Raw genomic sequence first — 21,895 nt, forward strand, 5'->3', positions numbered from 1 at the left:
TAGAATCTAGGCTAGATTCTACCTAGGAAGCTAAAGGCTATAGAGCAAACAAATCGCTAAATTCATTAAATGCCATAGATTCTAGCTTGGCTCGATTTTCACACACTGCCTTAATCTGCTCGCATTTTTTGGGGCTAAGTTTTAGGGCGATATTGCGTTCAAACTTCGCCACAAGCACAGGGATACCCTCACTTCTTCGGCGTTTATGCCCGATAGGATACTCCACTTCCACCTTTTCACTCTTGCTGCCATCTTTGTAGAAAATCTGCACCGCATTGGCAATAGAGCGTTTATCTGCTTCTAAATACTCACGCGTATAGCGATCATCTACTTCTACTACCATTTTATCACGCAAGGCGTCAATGCGTGTATCACTCGCCACAGAGTCTTCATAATCTTCTGCGGTTAGTCGCCCAAACACAAGCGGCACAGCCACCATATACTGAATGCAGTGATCCCTATCAGCTGGGTTTGCAAGCTCGCCGACTTTGTTGATGATTCTGTGTCCAGATTCTTGCGTGGTAATCACAATCTTTTCAATAGAATCTAGCTTGTCTTTTACTTCATTATGCAGTTTCAAGGCACATTCTACGGCAGTTTGCGCGTGGAACTCCGCTGGGAAGCTGATTTTAAACAGCACATTTTCCATCACATAGCTGCCAAATTCTTGCGGGATAGTGAGCTTTTTACCTTTCATTTTTACATCTTCAAATCCCCAGAATTCCGCACTTAACGCACTTGGATAGCCCATTTCTCCGCTTATTGCTTTTAAAGCGAGATTTACGCCCCTTGAGCTTGCATCTCCTGCCGCCCAGCTTTTGCGTGAGCCTGTGTTTGGTGCGTGGCGATATGTCCGCAACGCCCCGCCATCAATGAAAGCGTGGCTTACTGCGTTTCGCACTTCTTCAAAGCTCCCACCAAGCATAGCGCACGCCACCGCAGTAGAAGCGATCCTAACAAGCAGCACGTGGTCTAGCCCTACTTTGTTAAAGCAGTTTTCTAACGCTAACACGCCTTGAATCTCGTGAGCTTTAATCATCGCACTTAGCACATCTTTGACTTTTAAAGGCTCTTTGCCTTCAGCGATATTTTTGCGGCTTAGATAGTCAGCTACCGCCCAAATCGCCCCTAGATTATCGCTTGGGTGTCCCCACTCTGCGGCTAGCCAAGTGTCATTAAAATCAAGCCACCTAACCATTGCTCCCACATTAAACGCCGCTCTCTCTGGCTCTAGCTGATAGCTAGTCCCCGGGATTTTCGCTCCTAAAGGGCGAAACTCTGCCCCCTCAACAACAGGTCCTAGAAGCTTTGTGCAAGCTGGAAAGTTTAGGGCTAAAAGTCCGCAACCTATGGTATCCATAAGGCAGTATCTTGCCGTCTCATAAGCTAAAGGGGAGTTAATCTTATACTCCAACGCATAACGCGCAATTTTTGTTAGCAGCTCATCAAATTCCGGTCGTTTGGTATCCAATGTTCCCATATCGGCACTCATTGTGTTCTCCTTGTAGTTAAAGTATAGTTGAAATTCGCCCTTGTCTGTCCATTTGCAAGATTTAGGGATTTTTACAATAGTCATTACCCTTAAGGTAACTCCCATTGTAAAAACCCCTAAAAACTCACAAAGCAACAGAGCAATGGCTAGAATTTGTGTTTTTATAAAATTCTAGAAACTAGATTCTAGATTCACCGCCGCTGATTGCCAAGCTAAATATTTGCTCAAGTTGCCACTTGTATGGCAGGGCTACACGCCCCAAGCGGCAAGATTTTTGAGCTAAAATGGGGCTTTGCAAGGCTTTGGCAAGGAGTTACCTAAGCGGTAATGACGCCGCCAAAGCCGCAGCAATCGCCGTTTTTAGCCAAAAAGCTAACGCGCAAAAGCACACAAAAGCTTAACGCTCACTTAGTGGCACAAACGCTTTGTTTTCTGGTCCTATATATTGCGAACTAGGTCTAATTAACTTATTATTCCCCCTTTGCTCAAAGATATGTGCCAGCCACCCTGCCGTGCGTGAAAAGATAAAAATCGGCGTGAAATAAAGCGTAGGGATTCCCATAAAATGATATGTGCTTGCACTATAAAAATCAAGATTTGGGAAAAGCTTCTTTTGCTCCCACATCACCTTTTCTATCGCTTCACTTATGGGGTATAGCCCCTTTGTGTCTTTCACATCATCACTCAATCTTTTACTCCACGCCTTAATCACCACATTGCGTGGGTCTTTCTCCACATATACGCGATGTCCAAAGCCCATAATCTTATCTTTTCTAGCAAGTTTGTCTAAAATCCCCTGCGTTGCCTGCTCTGGCGTTTTAAACTCCTCTATCAAATCCATCGCCGCTTCATTTGCTCCGCCGTGCAGCGGTCCCCTTAACGCCCCAATCGCCCCTGTGATTCCCGCATACACATCAGACATTGTCGCGGTAATCACCCTTGCGGTAAATGTAGAGGCATTAAACTCGTGCTCTGCATACAGAATCAAACTTGCGTGCATAGCCTTTACCCATAGTTCTTTTGGCTCTTTTTGGTGTAGGGATTCTAGGAAATACCCGGCGATAGAATCTTGCTTAGATTCTGTGCTTATCTCCTTGCCGCTTGCGTGGTAGTGATGCCAGAAAGTCAGCACACTTGGGAAAATTCCTAAAAGCCTTGTGCCAATTCTCTGCTGATGTGGAAAAGATGCTTTAAACACATCATATTCTTCAGGTTCTAAGCAGCCAAGCGTAGAACACGCTGTCCGCATAATATCCATAGGGTGTGCATCTTTTGGCAGAAGTTTTAGCACTTCTTTTAGCTCTTTTGGCAAGCTCCTAGCCGCGATCAATTCCTTTTTGAACGATTCTAGCTCTGCCTTATTTGGTAGCTTTTCTTTTAATAGCAGATATGCCACTTCCTCAAACTCACAATGCTCGGCTAAATCATAAATATCATATCCCCTATAATTTAGCCCGTGTCCTGTGCCACAAGTGCAGATAGCGGATTCTCCTGCGCTTATCCCTGCTAAGCCGCCGACTTTTTTTGCCACTTTTTCCGTTGGTGCTGCCATTTTCTATCCTTTTCTTTAGATTTAGTGTGGTTATTTTTTGCTTTTAAAGAGTGTATCGAGCTTTTGCTCATACTCGTGGTAGCCAAGCATTTCATACAGCTCATCGCGTGTTTGCATAGAATCTATGCTATTTTTCTGTGAGCCATTGTTGATAATATCTCTAAATACCGCTAACGCCGCCTTATTCATCGCCCTTGCTGCTGATAGGGGGTAAAGCACCATAGAGATTCCTACATTTGCTAACTCATCTTTTGTGAAATAAGGCGTCTTGCCAAACTCTGTGATATTTGCTAGCACTGGCACTTTTATCACATCAGTAAATTGCTTATACTCTTCTAGCGTGTGGATTGCTTCAGCAAATATCATATCCGCCCCTGCTTCTACATAAGCTAACGCCCTATCAATCGCTGCGTTTTGCCCCTCACTTGCGTGGGCATCAGTCCTTGCCATTACCACAAAACTAGAATCTATTTTTGCGTCCATCGCCGCTTTTATCCTATCACACATCTCTTCTTTGCTTACAAGCTCTTTATTTGGGCGGTGTCCGCAGCGTTTTTGCGCGACTTGGTCTTCTATGTGGCAGCCCGCTGCTCCACTTCGCGTTAAGTCCTTAATCGTTCTAGCGATATTAAATGCCCCACCCCAGCCAGTGTCCGCATCTACAAGCAAGGGTAAATCACTCACTGCCGTAATGCGGCGCACATCAATGCAGACATCTTCTAATGAGCTAATGCCAAGATCAGGCACACCTAAGCTCATCGCCGCTAACGCTCCACCGCTTAGATACAGGGCTTTTGCACCGCTTTTTTGTGCTTGTATAGCAGAGTAGGCGTTAATCACACCTATGATTTGCAAAGGAGTATTTTCCTTTAATGCTTCTCTAAATTTCTGTCCTGCTGTTTTCATTGTCTCTCCTTTGATTTGGGGCTAGGACTTTGCAGTCTCTTTAGATTTTGGGTAGCCAAGATTTGCTAATGCTTTTTCAATCTCTGGCAGCACACTAGAATCTTCAATCGTGCTAGGCATTTTCCATTCATTGCCATCGGCAATATCACGCATTGTGCCGCGCAGGATTTTACCACTTCTAGTTTTTGGCAGCCTTGCCACTACCGCTACAATATGCAGTGAAGCCACCGCACCAATCTCTTCTCGCACAAGCTGCACAATGCCTTCGCATAAGCTTTGTATATCTCGCTCTAGCCCATCTTTTAGCACGACAAAAGCTAGTGGGATCTCGCCCTTTAGCTCATCATTTACGCCAATAACCGCACATTCTGCAATATCTGGGTGCTTGGAGATTGCCTCTTCCATACCGCCTGTTGATAGTCTGTGTCCTGCGACATTGATGACCCCATCCATTCGCCCCATTACAAATACATAGCCATCTTTATCGATATAGCCACTATCGCCGGTGAGATAGTAGCCCGGATAGTGATTAAGATATGAGTTTTTATACCTTGTATCATCGCCCCAGATTCCCATTAGACACGCAGGGGGCAGAGGCAGCTTAATCACAAGATTCCCTAGCTTGCCGGCTTTGCATTCCTTGCCCTCTTCATCTAGCACTTTTAAGTTAAATCCGGGCATTGGCTTGGTAGGAGAGCCGGGCTTTACAGGCATTTGCTCTAGTCCTAGCGGATTTGCCGCTATCGCCCAGCTTGTCTCTGTCTGCCACCAATGATCTATTACTGGCTTTTTAACTAGCTTTTCAATCCATTTTAGCGTATCGCTATCACATCTCTCCCCAGCGACAAAGACTGCCTTAAGTGAGCTAATATCATACTTTTTCAGCCATTCACCTTTAGCATCTTCTTTTTTAATCGCTCTAAATGCGGTAGGTGCAGAAAACAAAATATTGACTTTATATTCCTGCACCACTCGCCAGAATGCTCCAGGATTTGGCGTTTTCACAGGCTTACCTTCATACACAATAGTCGTGCAGCCATTCATCAAAGTGCCATATACAATATAGCTATGCCCTACAACCCAGCCTACATCACTTGCCGCCCAAAAGACATCGCCGGGCTTGGCGTTATAGATATTATCCATAGACCACTTCATCGCCACAGAATGCCCGCCATTACTGCGGATAACGCCCTTTGGCTTTCCAGTCGTGCCAGAAGTATAAAGCACATAAAGCGGATCAGTCGCATCCACAGGCACACACTCCACGGCTTCAGTTTTTTCCTCTTCACTTGCCCAATCCACATCACGCCAAGGCAGCATATTCGCCCTCTCTTGTGGGCGTTGCCAAATAAGACAAGTGGTAGGCTTATGGCTAGAGCTTTTTATCGCTTCATCAAGTGTTGGCTTATACTTAATCACACGAGAGACTTCAATACCACAAGAAGCACTCATAATAACTCTAGGCTTTGCATCTTCAATCCTAGCGGCTAGCTCGTGCGCGGCAAATCCACCAAAGACCACGCTATGGATCGCCCCAATCCTAGCACAAGCAAGCATTGCAATCACTGCTTCTGGGATCATAGGCATATAGATAAGCACTCTATCGCCTTTCACCACGCCTTTATTGACTAAGATTCCAGCGGTTTTTGCCACTCTTTTGCGTAATTCTTTATAAGTATAAGACTTTTTTGTGTCCGTTACAGGCGAGTCATAATGCAATGCCACTTGATCGCCTCTGCCATTTTCTATATGCAAATCAAGGGCGTTGTAGCAGGTATTCATACAGCCACCGACAAACCAGCGATAATGATCATTTACAACATCAAGCACCTTATCCCATTCGTGATACCAATGCACTTTTTTAGCAGCTTCTGCCCAAAAGGCTTCTGGATTTTCAATGGATTGTTTATACACTTCTTGATATGTGGGCATCTCACCTCCTTTGGAAAGTTTGGCTAGGGGTTTATTCTAGCTAGAATGTGCAGATTTGTTATGAACAATTTTTGAGTTTTTGAAGCTATGCTTTGGACATAAACAGCATAATTGAACAATTTTTGTGCAATTATTGTAAGATTACCTAGAATCCAGTTTTGAAGGTTATTTGTTTAGCACGATTCTAAGCATTGCGGCGGAGCTGTGGTTGCTTTGCGCGATTTTTAGGGTAGGAGTTACCTAGAGTGGTAATGACTATCCTAGAAATCGCGCAATCAATCGCATTGTTTGCCCAAGACTGAATCGCATTTTATTACAAAGCAGGCGTTATGGCATTCACCACATTAGAAAAGCTCATCACTATCTATCAAAACTCCGGCTTAAGCGTGTCCAAATTTGCCCAAATCATCGGCAAAGACAGGCGCACACTTACCTCGTGGATTGATAGAAGTGTTACAAAAGCACCGCAAGCAGAAGTGCTTAATGCCATTAACACTTTCTTCCGCTATCCTAGTAGAATCTGGGAGCAAGACTGCGATGAAGATGAGTTTGCCTCACTTCTTAAAGCCCTGCCACAAAGTGAAATAACAATCATAGACAAAGGCTATGAAGGGGGATTGGAATATATCTTAGAGAAAGAATCTAAAAGACGCTTTGTGATCCACCCTCGCTTCCCCTCTCCTGCTTACCGCGATAAAGTTGTTACCTTTCCCTACAAGTTTGGCAACTCATCTCGCGCAGAAATATTGCGCAAAGTCCGCTATGAGCGAATGCTGGAGCATAGCTTTGAAAGCATTGAGTGGTATAGCATAGAATCTTTGCTTCGTTTTGGATTCTGCCCTATTGGCAATCTTTTTACACCAAATGAGCGCATAAGCGTGCTTGAGCTAATGCTACAAAGCCTAGAAGACAACTACAACAAATCCTTATATTTCTTTGATTCTTATAGTGCTAAACTCTTTGGGATTGATAGTGCCTATCTCTCACTTTTGCCAGATGATGGACTAATGTTTCTAAAAATGCCCATAGATTCTATGATTTTAGAGATCAACAACACCGCCTTAGTGCAGAGAATCCACAAGCACTTCACCTCACCTAGCCACGCCCCAAAACACACGCAAAGCCAGCATAGCCTACACATTGTGCGCACATTGATAGATACGCTCAAAAGCCGTGGCGACCTCCTAAGCTTTTGTGAAATCATTGCGGCTTCCACGCCATATAGCACGCTTTTTTCTAACAATATCCAGCAAGCACGATAGCTTCAACACAAGCTAGATTCTACAAGCAGAATCTAGCTTAGCCTTGCCCAATGCAAGCACTCTAGACCTAGAATCTAGGCAAGCAAGCATTAAGGAAAATTTGATAAAAACTAGCTTATAATCCAGCCTTGCACAAGGTCAGGGCGCAGGAGCACAACACCCAAATATCACAACTTGTAAGGACTTTTATGGCAATGGATGAGAACAAAAAAAAGGCGATTGATTTAGCGTTAAAGCAAATCGATAAAGCCTTTGGTAAAGGCGCGCTTGTGCGGCTTGGTGATAAGCAAGTGGAAAAGGTAGATTCTATCGCGACAGGCTCGCTTGGGCTTGATATGGCACTAGGGATTGGGGGCGTGCCAAAGGGGCGCATTATTGAAATCTATGGACCAGAATCCAGCGGGAAAACCACACTTTCACTACAAATTGTCGCAGAGTGCCAGAAAAATGGAGGAATTGCTGCCTTTATCGATGCCGAGCACGCGCTTGATGTGTATTATGCTAAAAAGCTAGGAGTCGATACGGAAAATCTCCTTGTCTCCCAGCCAGATAATGGCGAGCAGGCACTAGAGATTTTAGAGACACTTACGCGCAGTGGGGCGGTGGATTTGGTGGTGATCGACTCTGTGGCAGCTCTCACACCAAAGGCAGAAATCGATGGCGATATGGGCGATCAGCATGTGGGCTTGCAAGCACGGCTTATGAGCCACGCGCTGCGCAAAATTACAGGCGCGCTGCATAAGATGAATACCACGCTCATTTTCATCAACCAAATCCGTATGAAAATCGGTATGATGGGCTATGGCAGCCCAGAGACCACCACAGGTGGGAATGCACTGAAATTCTACGCAAGCGTGAGAATCGACATCCGCCGCATCGCATCACTGAAGCAAAACGAGCAGCACATCGGCAATCGCGTCAAAGCAAAAGTGGTGAAAAACAAAGTCGCCCCACCTTTTAGAGAAGCGGAGTTTGACATTATGTTTGGCGAGGGGATTAGTAAAGAGGGGGAGATTATCGACTATGGAGTGAAGCTTGATCTCATCGATAAAAGTGGCGCGTGGCTTAGCTATAAAGACCAAAAGCTAGGACAAGGCAGGGAAAATGCCAAGCTTTTGCTTAAAGAAAACACCGCCCTAGCCCAAGAAATCACCCAAAAGATCAAAGAGCAAATTGGCACGAGTGAAGAGATTCTCCCACTCCCAGATGAGCCAGAATCCAACTAACACCACCTTAAAGGAGCTTCAATGATTTATATCGATAATGTCTATGCCCAAGAAGTGTTAGACTCTCGTGGGAATCCAACCATTTGCGCAAGTGTCTTTCTAAGTGATGGCACAAGTGGTAGTGCCATTGTGCCAAGTGGTGCAAGCACAGGCAAGAGAGAGGCTCTAGAGCTACGCGATGGCGATAAGAAGCGTTTCCTTGGTAAGGGGGTGCTAAAGGCGTGTGAAAATGTCGATACGACAATTTCTGATGCACTCATTGGTTCTAGCCCTTTTGATCAAGGGCTTATCGATGGGATTTTGAAAGACATCGATGGCACGCATAACTATGCAAACCTTGGAGCAAATGCTACACTTGGCGTCTCTATGGCGGTTGCGCGTGCAGCGGCAAAGAGCCTAAAAATCCCCCTCTATCGCTACCTAGGCGGGAGCAATGCCATAACAATCCCCGTGCCAATGCTTAACATCATCAATGGCGGAAGCCACGCAGACAATACCGTGGATTTCCAAGAGTATATGATTATGCCCCTAGGCTTTGATACCTTTGATGAAGCCTTGCGCGCGAGTGCAGAGGTCTATCAACACTTAAAACAGATCCTCAATAAAGCTGGACATATCACAAGTATCGGTGATGAAGGGGGCTTCGCACCTAATCTTACAAACAATGAAGAACCTATTGAAGTAATCCTAAAAGCCATAGAAGCAGCAGGGTATAAGCCCGGAGAGCAAATTGCCATAGCACTTGATGTAGCAAGCAGCGAGCTTGTCGATGAAGCTGGGATCTACCACCTAAAAGGCGAGGGGAAAAAGCTAGATTCTAGTGAGCTTGTGGGCTATTATGAAAAGCTTTGTGCGAAATATCCCATCGTCTCTATTGAAGATGGGCTAAGTGAAGATGATTGGGAAGGCTGGAAGCTACTTACACAAAAGCTTGGCGATAGAATCCAGCTTGTGGGCGATGATTTGTTTGTAACCAATCACGAGATTCTAGCTCAAGGCATTAAGGGTAACATTGCCAATGCGATTTTGATTAAGCCTAATCAAATTGGCACGGTGAGCGAGACGATGCAAACCGTGCGCCTTGCCCAAAGATACGGCTATAAGTGCATTATGAGCCACAGAAGTGGAGAGAGTGAAGACCACTTTATCGCAGATTTTGCTATCGCGCTCAATACGGGTGAGATTAAAACAGGCTCGACTGCTAGAAGCGAGAGAATGAGCAAGTATAATCGCTTGCTATTTATCCAAAAAGACATCGCCAATGCGCAGTATCTAGGCAGAGCATTGTTTGATAAAAGCTTCTTATAAGAGAGCTTATGCGCGCCTATTTTGCACTACTTAAAAATCATCAGTTTTGGTATAGGATCTATACACATAGAATCTATATCTACGGATTTATCGCGGTAGTGTGTGTGGGCGCGTATGTGGGATTCTTACTCTTTGGGGATAATTCGCTTGATGTCTTGCTAAAAAACATCGCCCAGCGCGATGAGCTCCTTGAAGAAGTAAGCGATCTCCAAGCCAAAAATGCACAATTACAAAAAGATTTATTTGAGCTAAAAGGACTTGAGCCGTGAGGTTTGGAAGAGTAAAGCAAGCTTGCCTAGGGCTTTTGTGTGTGCTAGTGCTTGCAAACTTGCACGCTAGGGAGAATCCATTTGAGCCAGTGATACAGCCCAAAGAAGATAGCTTTATCCAAAAAAACGCCAAAGACCCCTTTAAAGACTTGGACTTCAAGCTCCCAAGCACCGCTAGAATCTTAAAGAGCATCACCATCACTTACCAAAACATCGATGGCACCATAGGGACAAAAACAATCCCCATTGATGAGAGTATAGACTGGCACTATCCACTACTACTTACGCAAAAAGGCGCGATTTTGAACGAAGATGTGCGCTACTGGACCATTAAGCCATTTCAATTCTTCACACAAGGGAGCAAGTTCTATCTCTATACTAGCTCTGCGATCCTGCGCTCTTTTGTCCTGCCAAGCCCCTATCGTATCGTGCTAGACATTGAGAAAAAGGACGAGAATCCAAGCGACTCCGTGCAGCTTGGTGTCAAATACTTCACCAAAGCGTCATTAGGCGTGCATAAGGACTTTTACCGCTTTGTCATTACCCTTGATGGGCAATACCCCTACGAAATCTCACGCGATGGGGACTACTATATCATTTCTGTGCGATGAGTGCGACAAATATCGTGCTAATTGGCTTTATGGGCAGTGGGAAAAGCACTTTGTCCATAGAGCTAAGCAAGGCTTGCGGGTGGTTTGCGCTAGATACTGATAAGGTCATTGAGCAATCTAGTGGAATGAGTGTGAAAGAGTATTTCGCGCGATTTGGGGAGCAAGCGTGGCGAAAGAGAGAGGGGGAGTTTGTCAAGTGGGCAAGCTCTCATATCCAGCGCGCCATCATCGCCACAGGGGGCGGTATGCCTATATACCACAATGTCAAGCCTATGGGGGTGGTGGTGTTTCTATCCATTAGCTTTGAAGCAATCTGCGCGCGCCTAAGCGAAGCGGACTATGCTTCTCGCCCGCTTTTTGCCGATCATAGCGCAGCAAAAGAGCTTTTCACACAGCGACAAGATAGCTACAAATCTCAAGCTGATATTATCCTTGATGCCACTAAGCCCAATCTAGCACAAAGCCTGCTAGAGCAGCTTACACAAGAGCATAATCTCAAGCAGCTACTAGCCCCATAGCCGCCACACGCCGTTAAAGATAATTTACAAAAAGCCGCTACAATTTCTGCACTCACACGAGCAAATCTACCACTTGGAGAACATAAATGAAAAAAACCTCTTATAGCACAATCAAGCATAGTCTAGTAGCCGCTACACTTATCTGCTCTCTTGGTCTAAACATAGCAGGGGCGAAAGTGCTTGCAACTGTTGATGGCACACAAATCACAGAGGAAGTATTTGATGAAATTAGAGCGCAAAACCCCGGTTTTGACTTTAGTAAGCTGCCCAAAAATCAGCAAAAAGAGCTACTTGATCAAGCGATCAACAATGTCCTAATCGCCAAAGAGGCCAAACGCGCCAAAATCGACACCACACCAGAATTTACACAAGCATTTGACAAAATTACGCAAAACATCAAAGACCGCTTGCTAGTCCAAGCGTGGGCACAGCGCGAGATCCAAGCGATCGCTAGCAAAGGCGGAGCCACAGAAGCCGATGCGCGCACTTATTATGACTCCCATAAGGCTGAGTTTAAAAAGCCCAATGTCCATGCGCGCCACATTGTGGTAAAGACAGAAGCAGAAGCGCAAAAAATCATCGATGAGCTTAACAAAGCTCCAAAGAGCAAGGTAGAATCTACTTTCATCACGCTTGCTAATGCACGCACGATCGATCCGGGCAATAAGCAAGCCCAAAACGGCGGCGATCTTGGTGCGTTTGAGAAAGAGCATATGGTGAAGCCATTTTCTGATGCGGCATTTGCTATGAGTGCTGGCACATACTCTAAAGCCCCTGTGAAAACAGACTTTGGCTACCATGTCATCTATGTTATCGACAAAGCAAATGAATATGCCTTTGACTCTATCAAGCAGCCGCTTATCAATATGCTTAATGAGAAAAAAGTCTCTGAAACGATGAAAAGCAAGGTCGATAGCCTACGCGCAAAGGCTAAAATCCAAACTTCTCTCTAACTAGAATCTAAACACAAGGAGTGAGTAATGCTAGTCAATGGTAATGAGATTTTACAAAAGGCGCACAAAGAAGGCTATGGCGTGGGGGCATTTAACTTTGTCAATTTTGAAATGCTAAATTCTATCTTTATGGCGGCTGATGTTGCTAAATCACCCATCATCGTTCAGGCAAGTGAGGGGGCGATTAAGTATATGGGGATTGATATGGCAGTAGGTTTGGTAAAGATTCTATCCAATCGCTACCCGCATATCCCTGTGGCACTGCACCTAGATCATGGCACAAGCTTTGAATCTTGCAAAAAGGCAGTGGATGCGGGATTTACTTCTGTGATGATTGATGCCTCTCACCACCCTTTTAAAGAAAATTTAGAAATGACAAAAGAAGTCGTGCAATACGCACATAGCAAGGGTGTGAGCGTGGAAGCAGAGCTTGGGCGGCTTATGGGGATTGAGGATAATATTTCTGTTGATGAAAAGGACGCGGTGCTTATCAATCCTGATGAAGCAGAAGAATTTGTCAAAGCTACAAAGGTGGATTATCTCGCTCCAGCCATTGGCACAAGCCACGGCGCATTTAAGTTTAAAGGTGAGCCAAAGCTTGACTTTGAGCGATTGGAAGAAGTCAAAAGACGCACAAATATCCCGCTTGTTTTGCACGGCGCAAGTGCTATACCTGATTATGTGAGAGAATCTTTCTTAGCCACAGGCGGGGATTTAAAAGGTAGTAAGGGTGTGCCATTTGCATTTTTGCAAGAAGCGGTAAAAGGTGGGATCAATAAGGTCAATATTGATACAGACTTGCGTATCGCCTTTATCGCTGAAGTGCGAAAAGTCGCCAATACTGATAATACACAATTTGACTTGCGTAAATTCTTCGCCCCTGCGATGGAATCTATCACAAAAGTTATGGTAGAGCGTATGGGTGTGCTAGGTAGTGCTGGGAAAATATAGCCCTAGAATCTAGCGGAGCCTGCTTCTAGTGAGCTTGCTGAAGCTCTAGCATAAAAGCTAGATTCTAGCTCTTATGCTAGCTTGATGATCGCTCTCCCTTTTTCTATCGACAAAATCTCTACTTTATCACCATCGCGTAAAGCCATAGAATCTAAAGCCGACTTAGAATCCATCTCGCTAGATTCTGGGCTCTTCTCTAGCTCATACGCCCATAATGTGCCTTTGAAATACACCATTTCTTGCTGTATCTCACCTACACCGCCACCATTTTGCAGAGAATCTTCATAAACTTGTGAGCCTTTAAACCACGATTTTATGGGCTTTCTTAGCGAAATAAGTGTAAGAAAAGCAAAAGCACAAATGCTTACCGCCTGCCACGCATACACGCTCTCCACACTGCCACCGCCAAAGCCTATAATATACTCGATCCCCGCTGTGATACATAGCCCTAAACCGATAAAAAATAAGAAAAACGAGCCAAAAAATATCTCCGCCACGATAAAGCCAAGCCCCAACCCCAAAAGCATAAGTGCCGACATTTCACTTCCTTATATTTGCATTGTTTTTAGAAAACTCCCATAAGGGATTTGGATTCTAAGATTTGGCAGCAAAGCCCTAGAATCCACAAGCTAGATTCTACGCCTTTTTACCCTTGCCTAGAAATTCACCTATCACACTAAGCCCACCGATAAATTCACTCGTCTCATAGGGGATAATCACCTTATCCTTGCTTGGATTCTTACTTAACTCTGTGAAAGCTACAATCCGCTCCTTTGTCAGCAAAAACTCTGCTGCCTGTGCGTTTTTACTCATTTGATTAGCAATAAGCTCCATAGCATCGCTTTGCCCTTGTGCTAGGGCAATTTGCTCATACTTTTTGGCATCTGCCATACGCTCAATGGCTTCTGCTTGTAACACTTTCTCTTGCTTTAGAGCTTCAGCATTGCGGATTAGAGCTTCTTTTTCCGCTTGTGCTTTCAGCTCAATGGCGCGTTTTTCTCTTTCAGCCTTCATCTGCAGATTCATCGCATTTTCTATATCTTTTGGCACAGAGATTTCACTAATCTCCACACGCATAATCTTCACACCCCAGTTATTTGCCGCATCGCCTAATGCTACTTGCAAAGCGGCATTAAGCCTATCACGAGATGAGAGAGAGTCATCTAAATTTATCCGCCCTATCTCACCGCGAAGTGTCGTGGTAGCAAGGTTTGCAATGGCTTGTTTATAGTCATTGACGCTATACACTGAAGATTTTGCATCAAAGACTTTCAAAAACACAATCCCATCAATATTGATATTGACATTATCCTTAGTAATCACCTGCTGCCGCCCAATATCTATCATCTGCTCCCTAGCACTCACCACCGCACTTATCCTATCAATTATAGGAATGATAAAGTGAAACCCACCATCAAGCACCCTGTGGAATCTCCCCAATCGCTCTACAATAGCAATATCAGTCTGCGAAATAATCTTTACCCCAAAAGCTAGCACCGCCACACATAAAGCCAACACCACACCAGCAAAAATAAGCATTTAACACTCCTTAACTTTACATAGAATCTAGCTAGATTCTAGCATATTACGAGCTATCTTGCTGCACTAGTGTATCCTTACTTGCTAGCACAGCTCCAAATAGCACAAACAAATAAGTCGTATTCCACCGCCACAGCAAGCAGTCAAAAATCATCGCCACACTAAGTGCCACGATAAACACCACCCCACCGACAAACACAATCCCATAGCTATTGCGCGCTAAAGCTTGGCTAAAGGAGAGCGCACCACTAGAGCTAGAATCTAGCCTAGATTCTATCGTGCGTAAAACAGGGCGCAATTTGTGGAAAAACACCATATAGCAAAAGCCCCCGATCGCCACAAGCCCCAAGATAGAGAGCTCAAAAGCAAGTGATAAAAGCTGATTGTGCGGGTGTGGGTAGCCAGCTGGGCGATCAAGGAGAGAGAGCACATAGCTATGGTGCAAGGAATCTCTAGGGAAAATCTGCTCCAAATTATCCACATAAGCCAAAAAGCCAAAGCCATTAGGGCGCAAAGGGTTCTGCCAGATGGCTTGCAAGGCAGATTTACCCATCGATAGGCGTGCTAATGAGCTATGCTCCCACGAGAAGCTCTCATCTTTGGGGAAAGAGAAGCGCGAGCAAAGCAGCCAGCCATAGTGCCTAGATGCGCGCAAATACGCTCCTTTAATCGTAAAGTCCGCGCTAGATTCTAGCGTGCTAAACTCCTTGATAAGCGCAGAGATAGCAGAATACTTGGTAAAAAAGAGAGAGTTGTGATTATAAGCGTGGAATGCAAGGGGCTTAGTAAAGTCAAAGGCATTGTTGTAGAAAATCACTTCTGGCGTGCAAGCTTTGTCAAATCGCCCCATAAGCGCAGGCTCAAAGCTAAGGACATAGGAGAGATGATTTGCCATTTTGTGGAAGTTATACCGCTCATTCCACTGCGCGCTAGCTACATACACCACCGCTACAAAGGCTAGAGCCAGCCCTCCCACAAACGCTAGAATCCACCTTTTATACGCAAACCTAAACAACAAAAACGGCAGCAAAAGAGCCACAAACAACGCCACAAAGACAAGCCGAGAATTATTCGCCAAAATCGCAAGCAAAGCTATGACAAATAGCCCCGCACTATACAAGCGAGCCTTACCACGAGTGAGCCAAAGCATAGCGATGGAGAGCGCAGCAGCAAAGAGCAAAATAAAGCTATACACCAGAGCTTGATCGTTTTTAAACCCCGTAGCACGCGTATTGACAGAAATATCACCATTAGCATAGTCAATGCCAAAATCCACAATCGTAGCCACAGGCTGGATAAACACCACCACAAGCAGCAGCATAAAAAAGATAGCAAACCCCCTAGAATCTAAACGCCTAAGCACAAGATAGCTAATGAGCATAAATAGCCCATCAAATGCCAGCCTACGCACATTCTGCAAGGTTTCATAGCTATTTGCGCTATATAGGCTTGAGAGCGCACCAAGTGCTAGCACTATGGCAAAAAATCCTATAAGGGGGGGGGCTATGGCTTTTACGCGCGCGAAATCGCGCCAAAACACAAGCGCAAACACCCCGCTTGCCACATACAAAAGATTGATAGGAGTTGATGGCTTAATATAAATCACACTGCCAGAGAGCGGCAGTAGGGCTAGGGCGATGAGTATCAGCCCCACACAAAGCAGCAGGCAATACTCACGCCACTTTTGTCTATATGCCATAGATTATCCCACGATGACAAAGGCAGAAATGGGATAGTGCTTCCCTAATCGCTTTAGCTCGATATATGCGCGCAGCCCTGTCATTTCACCTTTGTCAAAGCTCTTCATCTTTCGCTCAAGCTCGCTTACCATCTCTAGCTCAACTAGCACAAACAAATACGCCACCTGCGCGCTCTCATCATTATCCGCTAGATTCTCAAAATACTTAAGCCACTCATCAGGTGCGCAGAGACTTTGCATAGCCTTTGCCAAAGCAAGATACTCGCCCCCGCCAAAGCCCGCTTGCTTGCAAAGCTCGGCGATTTGCGCGGATTCTAGAGAGATATTAAGCTCCTTACACAGAAGCAAAGCCCGCTGCAAAGAGCTAGAATCTAGGCAGTTGTAAGCATTGGCATTGAGAGCCTTTTGTAAATCTTTGGCATTTTTAGACTCACAAATAAGCCCAAAGGCATAGGCGCGCACTTCATCACTCTTGCTTGTATCGCTAAAAATTTCTAGCGCGTTTTTGTTGCTTTTTAGGGCGTAGTTTTTGGTATTTTGCAGGGTGAAAGGATTATCTTTGGCTAGGTGGTATTTACGCGTATCTTCTAGCGATCCTTGCGCGATAGCGTGGTAGAGGGAAAAAAGCTTATCAATCTTAGCATTACCAGAGTCTTGCGAGCCAAGAGCTGGCACAAGGTGGAATCTAGCAATCGCAGCGGAGAGCTGCTTGTTAGCAGTATGGTGCAGTGAGGCTGGCGTGTAGGGAGAATGTGTGGATTCTAGCGGATTTAGCTGGCTTAGAGAGAGAGCGTTAGCTTGGGTGCAGATTTGATCAATTAGGAGAGAGAAGTCCTTTTGCGCGCGCTTTTGGCTGATAAATGTATGCAGGTTTTTATAAAACAGCAGCATACTTGTGCAGATGAAAAACACCCCCACAGGCGCACTCACCCACAGCGCAGTTGTCAATGCCAATGTTGTCTCTAGCTCATATCGCTGCACACATAGCCCAAATGTAGCGGCAAATACCGCGACAAAAAACACCAATGAAAAAAGCGCATAGCCTGTAAAATTCATCATACCTCCTTATAATAATTACGACTTGGGCTGATTTTTCTCATACAGCTCTCTACAAGTGATGCAGTAGCGCGCGTGTGGCTTGATTGTAAGCCGCTCTTTGCTAATCATTTCATCACACATTTCACAGATTCCATAGGTATTATCAGTGATTTTTTGTAGCGATGCTTCAATCTCGGCAAGCTCTATGGTGTATTTCTCAATGATTAGAGAATCTAGCTTGCCTTGTATCTCTGCTGAAATCAAATCGCTATCATCAGTCAAGCTGCTTGCGTGCAAGTCTTTGATATTTGTGTTCCCCAGAGCTAGAATCTCTAGGAGATCAAGCCTACGCGCAAGCAAAATCGCTTCAAACTCCTGCATATCGATGGTATTTTCCACACACGCTCCTTGTGATGTAGTCATTTGTGGTAGGGGTGGTTTGCCAGTAGGCTACACGCGCGGTAAATCTGCTCTAGCACAATCACCCCTACGATTGTATGGCTAAAAGTCAGCGGACTTAGGCTAATGGGCGTAGTCCTATCAAGAAACGCCTGCTCAAAGCCAAATGCCCCGCCAATGAAAAATGCCAGCCGCGTTTGATTGGCAAAAAGCTTGGCAAAGCCCTGAGAGTCTAGGCTAGCACCTTGTGGGTGGAGCGCGATATTTGCCTGCTTGCTTGGCAGCAGTAGCGGAAGCAGAGCCTTGGTGTAGGACTCTTGCGCGCATTTGGGGCTTTGCTTTTGGGCTTTGGCTACTGCACTTGGGAAAATATACTGCATTATGATCTCCACACCAAAGCTTCTGCAAAGCTTGTGATAGTGCTCTTCTAGCTTTGTCTGGGATAGTGGCTTAGATATGGTGTAGAGCTGGATTTTCATAGCTGAATGGATTGAGATAAAGACTTAAATCACTCAAAGTCTTGCGTAAATCGCCCCTTGATACGACCATATCAATAAGCCCGTGCTCTAAGAGAAACTCTGCGGTTTGAAAGCCTTCTGGGAGATCTGCGCCAATTGTTTGCTTAATCACCCTAGCCCCGGCAAACCCTATCATAGCTCCGGGCTCTGCGATAATCACATCGCCTAAGAACGCAAAGCTCGCGCTCACCCCGCCAAAGGTAGGATCTGTAAGCACAGAGAAAAACGGCAGAGAATGCTCGCTTAAGCGATTAAGCGCGGCGGAAGTCTTTGCCATTTGCATAAGGGAGTAAGTGGATTCTTGCATTCTAGCTCCGCCGCTTGTAGAGACGATGACTAGGGATTGGTGCTTCATCACTGCGCGATCAATAGCACGCACGATTTTCTCCCCCTCCACAGAGCCAAGACTCCCGCCCATAAACGCAAAGTCAAAGAACACAATCTGCATAGGCACGCCTAGAATCCGCCCTTCCCCGGCGATGACCGAGCTTGGGCGACCTGTTTTTTGCTCATATTTTTTCACGCGTTGTTTATAGCTCTCTTTATCCACGAAGTTAAGCGGATCCACAGGAGCTAGGGATTTGTCATACTCGATGAAGCTTTCACTATCGCAAAGGATTTGGATTCTATCGCTTGCAGAAATGCGGAAGTGGTAGTTGCATTTTGGACAAACTTGCCCAAGTGCTGCGACTTCCTTATAATACATAAGCGCACCACATTTGCTACACTTGACCCAATGGCTTGAAGTGTCTTTGGCACTTCGTGCTTCATCGCGCTTGATGTTTTTCAAAAACTCCATAAATCCCATCGCCTATACTCCTTCAATCTTGCTTAAATCTGCTTAATATGGTGCTTGGAAAGTATTTGCTCAATCATACCAAAAACTTGCTTATTTTGACTCACAAGCAAAAAGTCCGCGCCCCTAGCGATGTGCAAATTACGGCAGAGAAAAAGCCCTGCTAGTGCGTCATACTTGCGTATCGCGCCACAAAAAAGGAAGAAATTATGCTCTAAAGCATAGGCTAAAGAGAGTGCGCTAGCCCCCAAAGAGCGGAATTTAAGCTTATGTACATACAGCTCTCTAGCAATATCTGGGTAGGAATAAGCCTTTTCAAAGACTCCGCATTTTGCACGCGTGGGGGCTAGAGAGACTTGCTCTTGGGTAAAAATGTGGATTCTAGTCGCATTTGGCGTGTGGCGATTGCCATAGATGATGTGCGCACTGCAGTAGTTGATCACCGCGGCTTCTAGCACTGCCCCTGTGCCATCACAGAGAGCTAGGCTCGCGCCATAGTAGGGGATATTGGAGAGGTAGTTGTCGCTGCCATCGAGAGGGTCAAGCACGATTATGGGTTTGTTAGCTTTGGGCGTTGGCTTTTCTAAAGAAGCTACGCTTTGATAAGTGGCGTTTTTGTCGTCATTGCGAGCGGCTTGGTGCGCGTGGCAATCTATTTGCGTGGATTTGTGGATCGCCACGACTTGCTGGTGCAAGTCTCGCGATGACAGAGTTTGGGCTTTATCGCTAAAATCCTTGTTATTCTGCAACCCAGCTGCGATAAACCCACTCTCCTCTGAATCAATATGCCCAATATGCGATAAATGCTTGGTAAAAATCTCTTCACACAGCAGATCCGCGCCTATGCTTATATCTCCGCCAGCTCCTTTTGCGCCCGCTTGCAGCAAATGCTCTTCACGCATAGCAAGCAGGGGGATAATCTCTCTAGCTGCTTGCAAAACCGCACATAGAAACTCGCTCATATCACTCCTTTGGCTTTGGTGGTGTATCTAGGGTGAAATAACAACAGCATTGTAGCGCAAGCAAGCTTCCTTGAGTAAAGCCAACACGCAAAGCAAGTGGATTTGTAGAAGCAGATTCTAGCGGATAATCTTGCCAAAGCTTAGGATATAGAGCGTTATTTTTGCCAGCGACTCTATGCGAAACCACACAAAAAGCGAAGCCCACATATTGCTAATGTAGCCCCCTGCCTGCGCCCTTTTGCACAGCACCAAATAGCGCAGCACTCTATCAAACTTACCATAAAGCCTACAAGACTCATAAGCTCTAAGCTCTCTAGCACAAAACGCCAGAGCTTGCGCCACTCTGCCATACGCCTTAATGTCTTCTAGGGCTTTTGCTCTGCTTTGCGCCCTATCTTTGCAAGAGCTAGTAGAGGAGCTGGCATTAGCGCAGTAGATATAAAGCTTTTGTGGCAGTGTGGCGGCGGTGGAGCTTAAATGCAAAAGGACAAAGGCTTTGAGCAAATCTTCTGCAAGCGTGATAGGACCTGCCACACGCGATACAATACTATCAGCCTCAACAATTAGCTCGCGCTTATAGAGCTTGTTCCACAAATATGGGCTAAACTTACTGCGCGTGGGGAAAATCAGCTTGCTAAGAGCAGAGCCCGTGTAGATTCTACTGCCTTTAGGCTGATACACATAGCGATAAAAGCCCCTGCACTCACTGCCAAACACCACCATATCCGCCTTTGACTCTCGCGCACGCTCATAGCAAAGCTCGCATAAATTGGGCTTGATATAATCATCGCTATCCACATACAAGATATACTCGCCCCTAGCCACAGCTGCGCCTACACAGCGCGTGTGGAGCAAGCCTAGATTCTTTAAGTTGTGCAAAATATGGATTCTAGGGTCGCGCGCGGCAAACTCTTTAGCTATCTCCATAGCTCTATCACTCCCACAATCATCAACGATGATGATCTCAATATCTCGCAAGCTTTGGCTAATGAGTGAGTCTAAACAGCGTGTGATGTAGGGTTGGGTATTAAAAACAGGGACAATGATAGAAACTTTTACTTGTAGCGATTCAGCTTTTAGCGAAAAATGCGGGAGCGGCGAAAAATCCCTGCGGTCATTACCGCTAAGGTAACTCCCTTGTGATTTTCCTTGCAACCCACATTTTTCATCTAAAATCTTAGAATCGCTTGGGCTTTTACTAGAATCTAGGTTTGCTTCCGCTTGCGGCGTGTTGAGAATTTCTGCGTTTTTTCTGTCATTGCGAGCCTTGTCGCTAGGCAAGGCGTGGCAATCCATATATTCTGCGCTAGCAGAATAATCATTCCCAAAATCCACTTGCGCGCTAGATTCTAGTGTGGATAGCTTCGCAGATACCGCTTGCAATGACGGCAAAAAGCTAGAATCTAAAAGCTTAGGACATTTCATCGCTTATCTTTGTGCTGGAATATCACGCTATTGTGCGCTTTGGCGACTAGGGCATAGCCTTTAGAGAAGAGAAAGCGCGCGATTTCATTATCCTGCAAAGCGACCATATCTAGCTCGCCATAAATGTTTGTCAAAATCTCTACGATTATGATGTGTGGCACGAAGCTATCCCAGTCATTACTCTCTAGCACCGCTAGGTCAAAGCCCTCGCAATCTATGCTTAAAAAGTCTATTTCCACGCCCTTTGGCACATAAGTATGCAGCACTTCCCCAAGAGTGAGCAGCGGCACTTTGACTATGCGCTGGAGCTTGCCTAGAGAGTTTTGCGCGACTTGGGGGTCGAAGGTGTTCCAAGCGGGTTCATTAAACATATAATACTCCATATATCTAGGCATTGGCTTTTGGGCTTGCGGCGATTCAGCTTTTAGCGAAAAATGCGGGAGCGGCGAAAAATCCCTGCGGTCATTACCGCTAAGGTAACTCCCTTGTGATTTTCCTTGCAACCCACATTTTTCATCTAAAATCTTAGAATCGCTTGG

The 21,895-nt window shown here is 45.4% G+C and carries 22 protein-coding genes; 8 read left to right on the plus strand and 14 right to left on the minus strand.

What is annotated here, in order from left to right; translation table 11 throughout:
• Nucleotides 1-37: 37 nt before the first annotated feature.
• The 4 genes from prpD to F4V45_RS02915 all read right to left on the minus strand — a co-directional run bounded on the left by prpD (nucleotide 38) and on the right by F4V45_RS02915 (nucleotide 5,882).
• Nucleotides 38-1,492: a 2-methylcitrate dehydratase gene (prpD, locus tag F4V45_RS02900; RefSeq protein WP_150336983.1), complete on the minus strand. Its 1,455-nt coding sequence runs from the start codon at nucleotides 1,490-1,492 to the stop codon at nucleotides 38-40.
• 397 nt (nucleotides 1,493-1,889) lie between these two features.
• The gene (prpC, locus tag F4V45_RS02905; RefSeq protein WP_150336984.1) at nucleotides 1,890-3,044 is read right to left on the minus strand and encodes a bifunctional 2-methylcitrate synthase/citrate synthase; all 1,155 of its coding nucleotides are present in this window, start codon (nucleotides 3,042-3,044) and stop codon (nucleotides 1,890-1,892) included.
• Nucleotides 3,045-3,074: 30 nt separating this feature from the next.
• Nucleotides 3,075-3,950 carry a methylisocitrate lyase gene (prpB, locus tag F4V45_RS02910; RefSeq protein WP_150336985.1) on the minus strand — a complete coding sequence of 292 codons (876 nt, stop codon included), beginning with the start codon at nucleotides 3,948-3,950 and terminating at the stop codon, nucleotides 3,075-3,077.
• 21 nt (nucleotides 3,951-3,971) lie between these two features.
• Nucleotides 3,972-5,882, minus strand: a complete 1,911-nt coding sequence (locus F4V45_RS02915; protein WP_150336986.1) for a propionyl-CoA synthetase — start codon at nucleotides 5,880-5,882, stop codon at nucleotides 3,972-3,974.
• A 329-nt stretch (nucleotides 5,883-6,211) separates the two neighbouring features.
• Here F4V45_RS02915 and F4V45_RS02920 point away from each other — a divergent pair, with 329 nt between their 5' ends.
• The 8 genes from F4V45_RS02920 to F4V45_RS02955 all read left to right on the plus strand — a co-directional run bounded on the left by F4V45_RS02920 (nucleotide 6,212) and on the right by F4V45_RS02955 (nucleotide 12,980).
• A complete protein-coding gene (locus F4V45_RS02920; RefSeq protein ID WP_034578059.1) occupies nucleotides 6,212-7,144 on the plus strand; it encodes a hypothetical protein in 933 nt (310 codons plus the stop codon).
• A 188-nt stretch (nucleotides 7,145-7,332) separates the two neighbouring features.
• Nucleotides 7,333-8,370, plus strand: coding sequence for a recombinase RecA (gene recA, locus F4V45_RS02925; RefSeq protein ID WP_023929507.1), 1,038 nt, complete (start codon nucleotides 7,333-7,335; stop codon nucleotides 8,368-8,370).
• A 21-nt stretch (nucleotides 8,371-8,391) separates the two neighbouring features.
• Nucleotides 8,392-9,678, plus strand: a complete 1,287-nt coding sequence (gene eno, locus F4V45_RS02930; protein ID WP_023929508.1) for a phosphopyruvate hydratase — start codon at nucleotides 8,392-8,394, stop codon at nucleotides 9,676-9,678.
• 8 nt (nucleotides 9,679-9,686) lie between these two features.
• Complete coding sequence (locus F4V45_RS02935; protein WP_023929509.1) at nucleotides 9,687-9,947, plus strand: hypothetical protein; 261 nt, start codon at nucleotides 9,687-9,689, stop codon at nucleotides 9,945-9,947.
• A gap of 41 nt (nucleotides 9,948-9,988) precedes the next feature.
• Nucleotides 9,989-10,558: an AMIN domain-containing protein gene (locus F4V45_RS02940; RefSeq protein ID WP_246144982.1), complete on the plus strand. Its 570-nt coding sequence runs from the start codon at nucleotides 9,989-9,991 to the stop codon at nucleotides 10,556-10,558.
• Nucleotides 10,555-11,076: a shikimate kinase gene (locus F4V45_RS02945; RefSeq protein ID WP_023929511.1), complete on the plus strand. Its 522-nt coding sequence runs from the start codon at nucleotides 10,555-10,557 to the stop codon at nucleotides 11,074-11,076. Before F4V45_RS02940 ends, F4V45_RS02945 begins: the two co-directional genes overlap by 4 nt.
• Before the next feature lie 86 nt (nucleotides 11,077-11,162).
• Nucleotides 11,163-12,029, plus strand: coding sequence for a peptidylprolyl isomerase (locus F4V45_RS02950; RefSeq protein ID WP_150336988.1), 867 nt, complete (start codon nucleotides 11,163-11,165; stop codon nucleotides 12,027-12,029).
• Between the two features lie 27 nt (nucleotides 12,030-12,056).
• Entirely contained in the window at nucleotides 12,057-12,980 is a 924-nt protein-coding gene (locus F4V45_RS02955; protein ID WP_150336989.1) for a class II fructose-bisphosphate aldolase, read from the plus strand.
• Between the two features lie 71 nt (nucleotides 12,981-13,051).
• Here the strand turns inward: F4V45_RS02955 and F4V45_RS02960 are convergent, their stop codons facing one another.
• From F4V45_RS02960 to F4V45_RS03005, 10 genes are all read right to left on the minus strand, one after another.
• Nucleotides 13,052-13,519 carry a hypothetical protein gene (locus tag F4V45_RS02960; RefSeq protein WP_150336990.1) on the minus strand — a complete coding sequence of 156 codons (468 nt, stop codon included), beginning with the start codon at nucleotides 13,517-13,519 and terminating at the stop codon, nucleotides 13,052-13,054.
• Nucleotides 13,520-13,616: 97 nt separating this feature from the next.
• Complete coding sequence (locus F4V45_RS02965; protein ID WP_150336991.1) at nucleotides 13,617-14,519, minus strand: SPFH domain-containing protein; 903 nt, start codon at nucleotides 14,517-14,519, stop codon at nucleotides 13,617-13,619.
• A gap of 46 nt (nucleotides 14,520-14,565) precedes the next feature.
• A complete protein-coding gene (locus F4V45_RS02970; RefSeq protein ID WP_150336992.1) occupies nucleotides 14,566-16,218 on the minus strand; it encodes an O-antigen ligase family protein in 1,653 nt (550 codons plus the stop codon).
• 3 nt (nucleotides 16,219-16,221) lie between these two features.
• Complete coding sequence (locus tag F4V45_RS02975; RefSeq protein WP_150336993.1) at nucleotides 16,222-17,277, minus strand: hypothetical protein; 1,056 nt, start codon at nucleotides 17,275-17,277, stop codon at nucleotides 16,222-16,224.
• Nucleotides 17,278-17,292: 15 nt separating this feature from the next.
• Entirely contained in the window at nucleotides 17,293-17,655 is a 363-nt protein-coding gene (dksA, locus tag F4V45_RS02980) for an RNA polymerase-binding protein DksA (RefSeq protein ID WP_023929519.1), read from the minus strand.
• Nucleotides 17,656-17,675: 20 nt separating this feature from the next.
• A complete protein-coding gene (locus F4V45_RS02985; protein ID WP_023929521.1) occupies nucleotides 17,676-18,134 on the minus strand; it encodes a 23S rRNA (pseudouridine(1915)-N(3))-methyltransferase RlmH in 459 nt (152 codons plus the stop codon).
• A complete protein-coding gene (accD, locus tag F4V45_RS02990) occupies nucleotides 18,106-18,981 on the minus strand; it encodes an acetyl-CoA carboxylase, carboxyltransferase subunit beta (RefSeq protein WP_023929522.1) in 876 nt (291 codons plus the stop codon). The genes F4V45_RS02985 and accD overlap by 29 nt, the downstream gene beginning before the upstream one ends.
• 23 nt (nucleotides 18,982-19,004) lie before the next feature.
• Nucleotides 19,005-19,931, minus strand: a complete 927-nt coding sequence (locus F4V45_RS02995) for an inositol monophosphatase family protein (protein WP_150336994.1) — start codon at nucleotides 19,929-19,931, stop codon at nucleotides 19,005-19,007.
• 117 nt (nucleotides 19,932-20,048) lie between these two features.
• The gene (locus F4V45_RS03000; RefSeq protein WP_150336995.1) at nucleotides 20,049-21,356 is read right to left on the minus strand and encodes a glycosyltransferase family 2 protein; all 1,308 of its coding nucleotides are present in this window, start codon (nucleotides 21,354-21,356) and stop codon (nucleotides 20,049-20,051) included.
• Nucleotides 21,353-21,895: FkbM family methyltransferase (locus F4V45_RS03005; protein WP_150336996.1), on the minus strand; the 543-nt coding region annotated here is incomplete at its 5' end. The genes F4V45_RS03000 and F4V45_RS03005, both read right to left, overlap by 4 nt.

The sequence above is a fragment of the Helicobacter canis genome (genome assembly GCF_008693005.1).
Lineage (GTDB): Bacteria > Campylobacterota > Campylobacteria > Campylobacterales > Helicobacteraceae > Helicobacter_B > Helicobacter_B canis.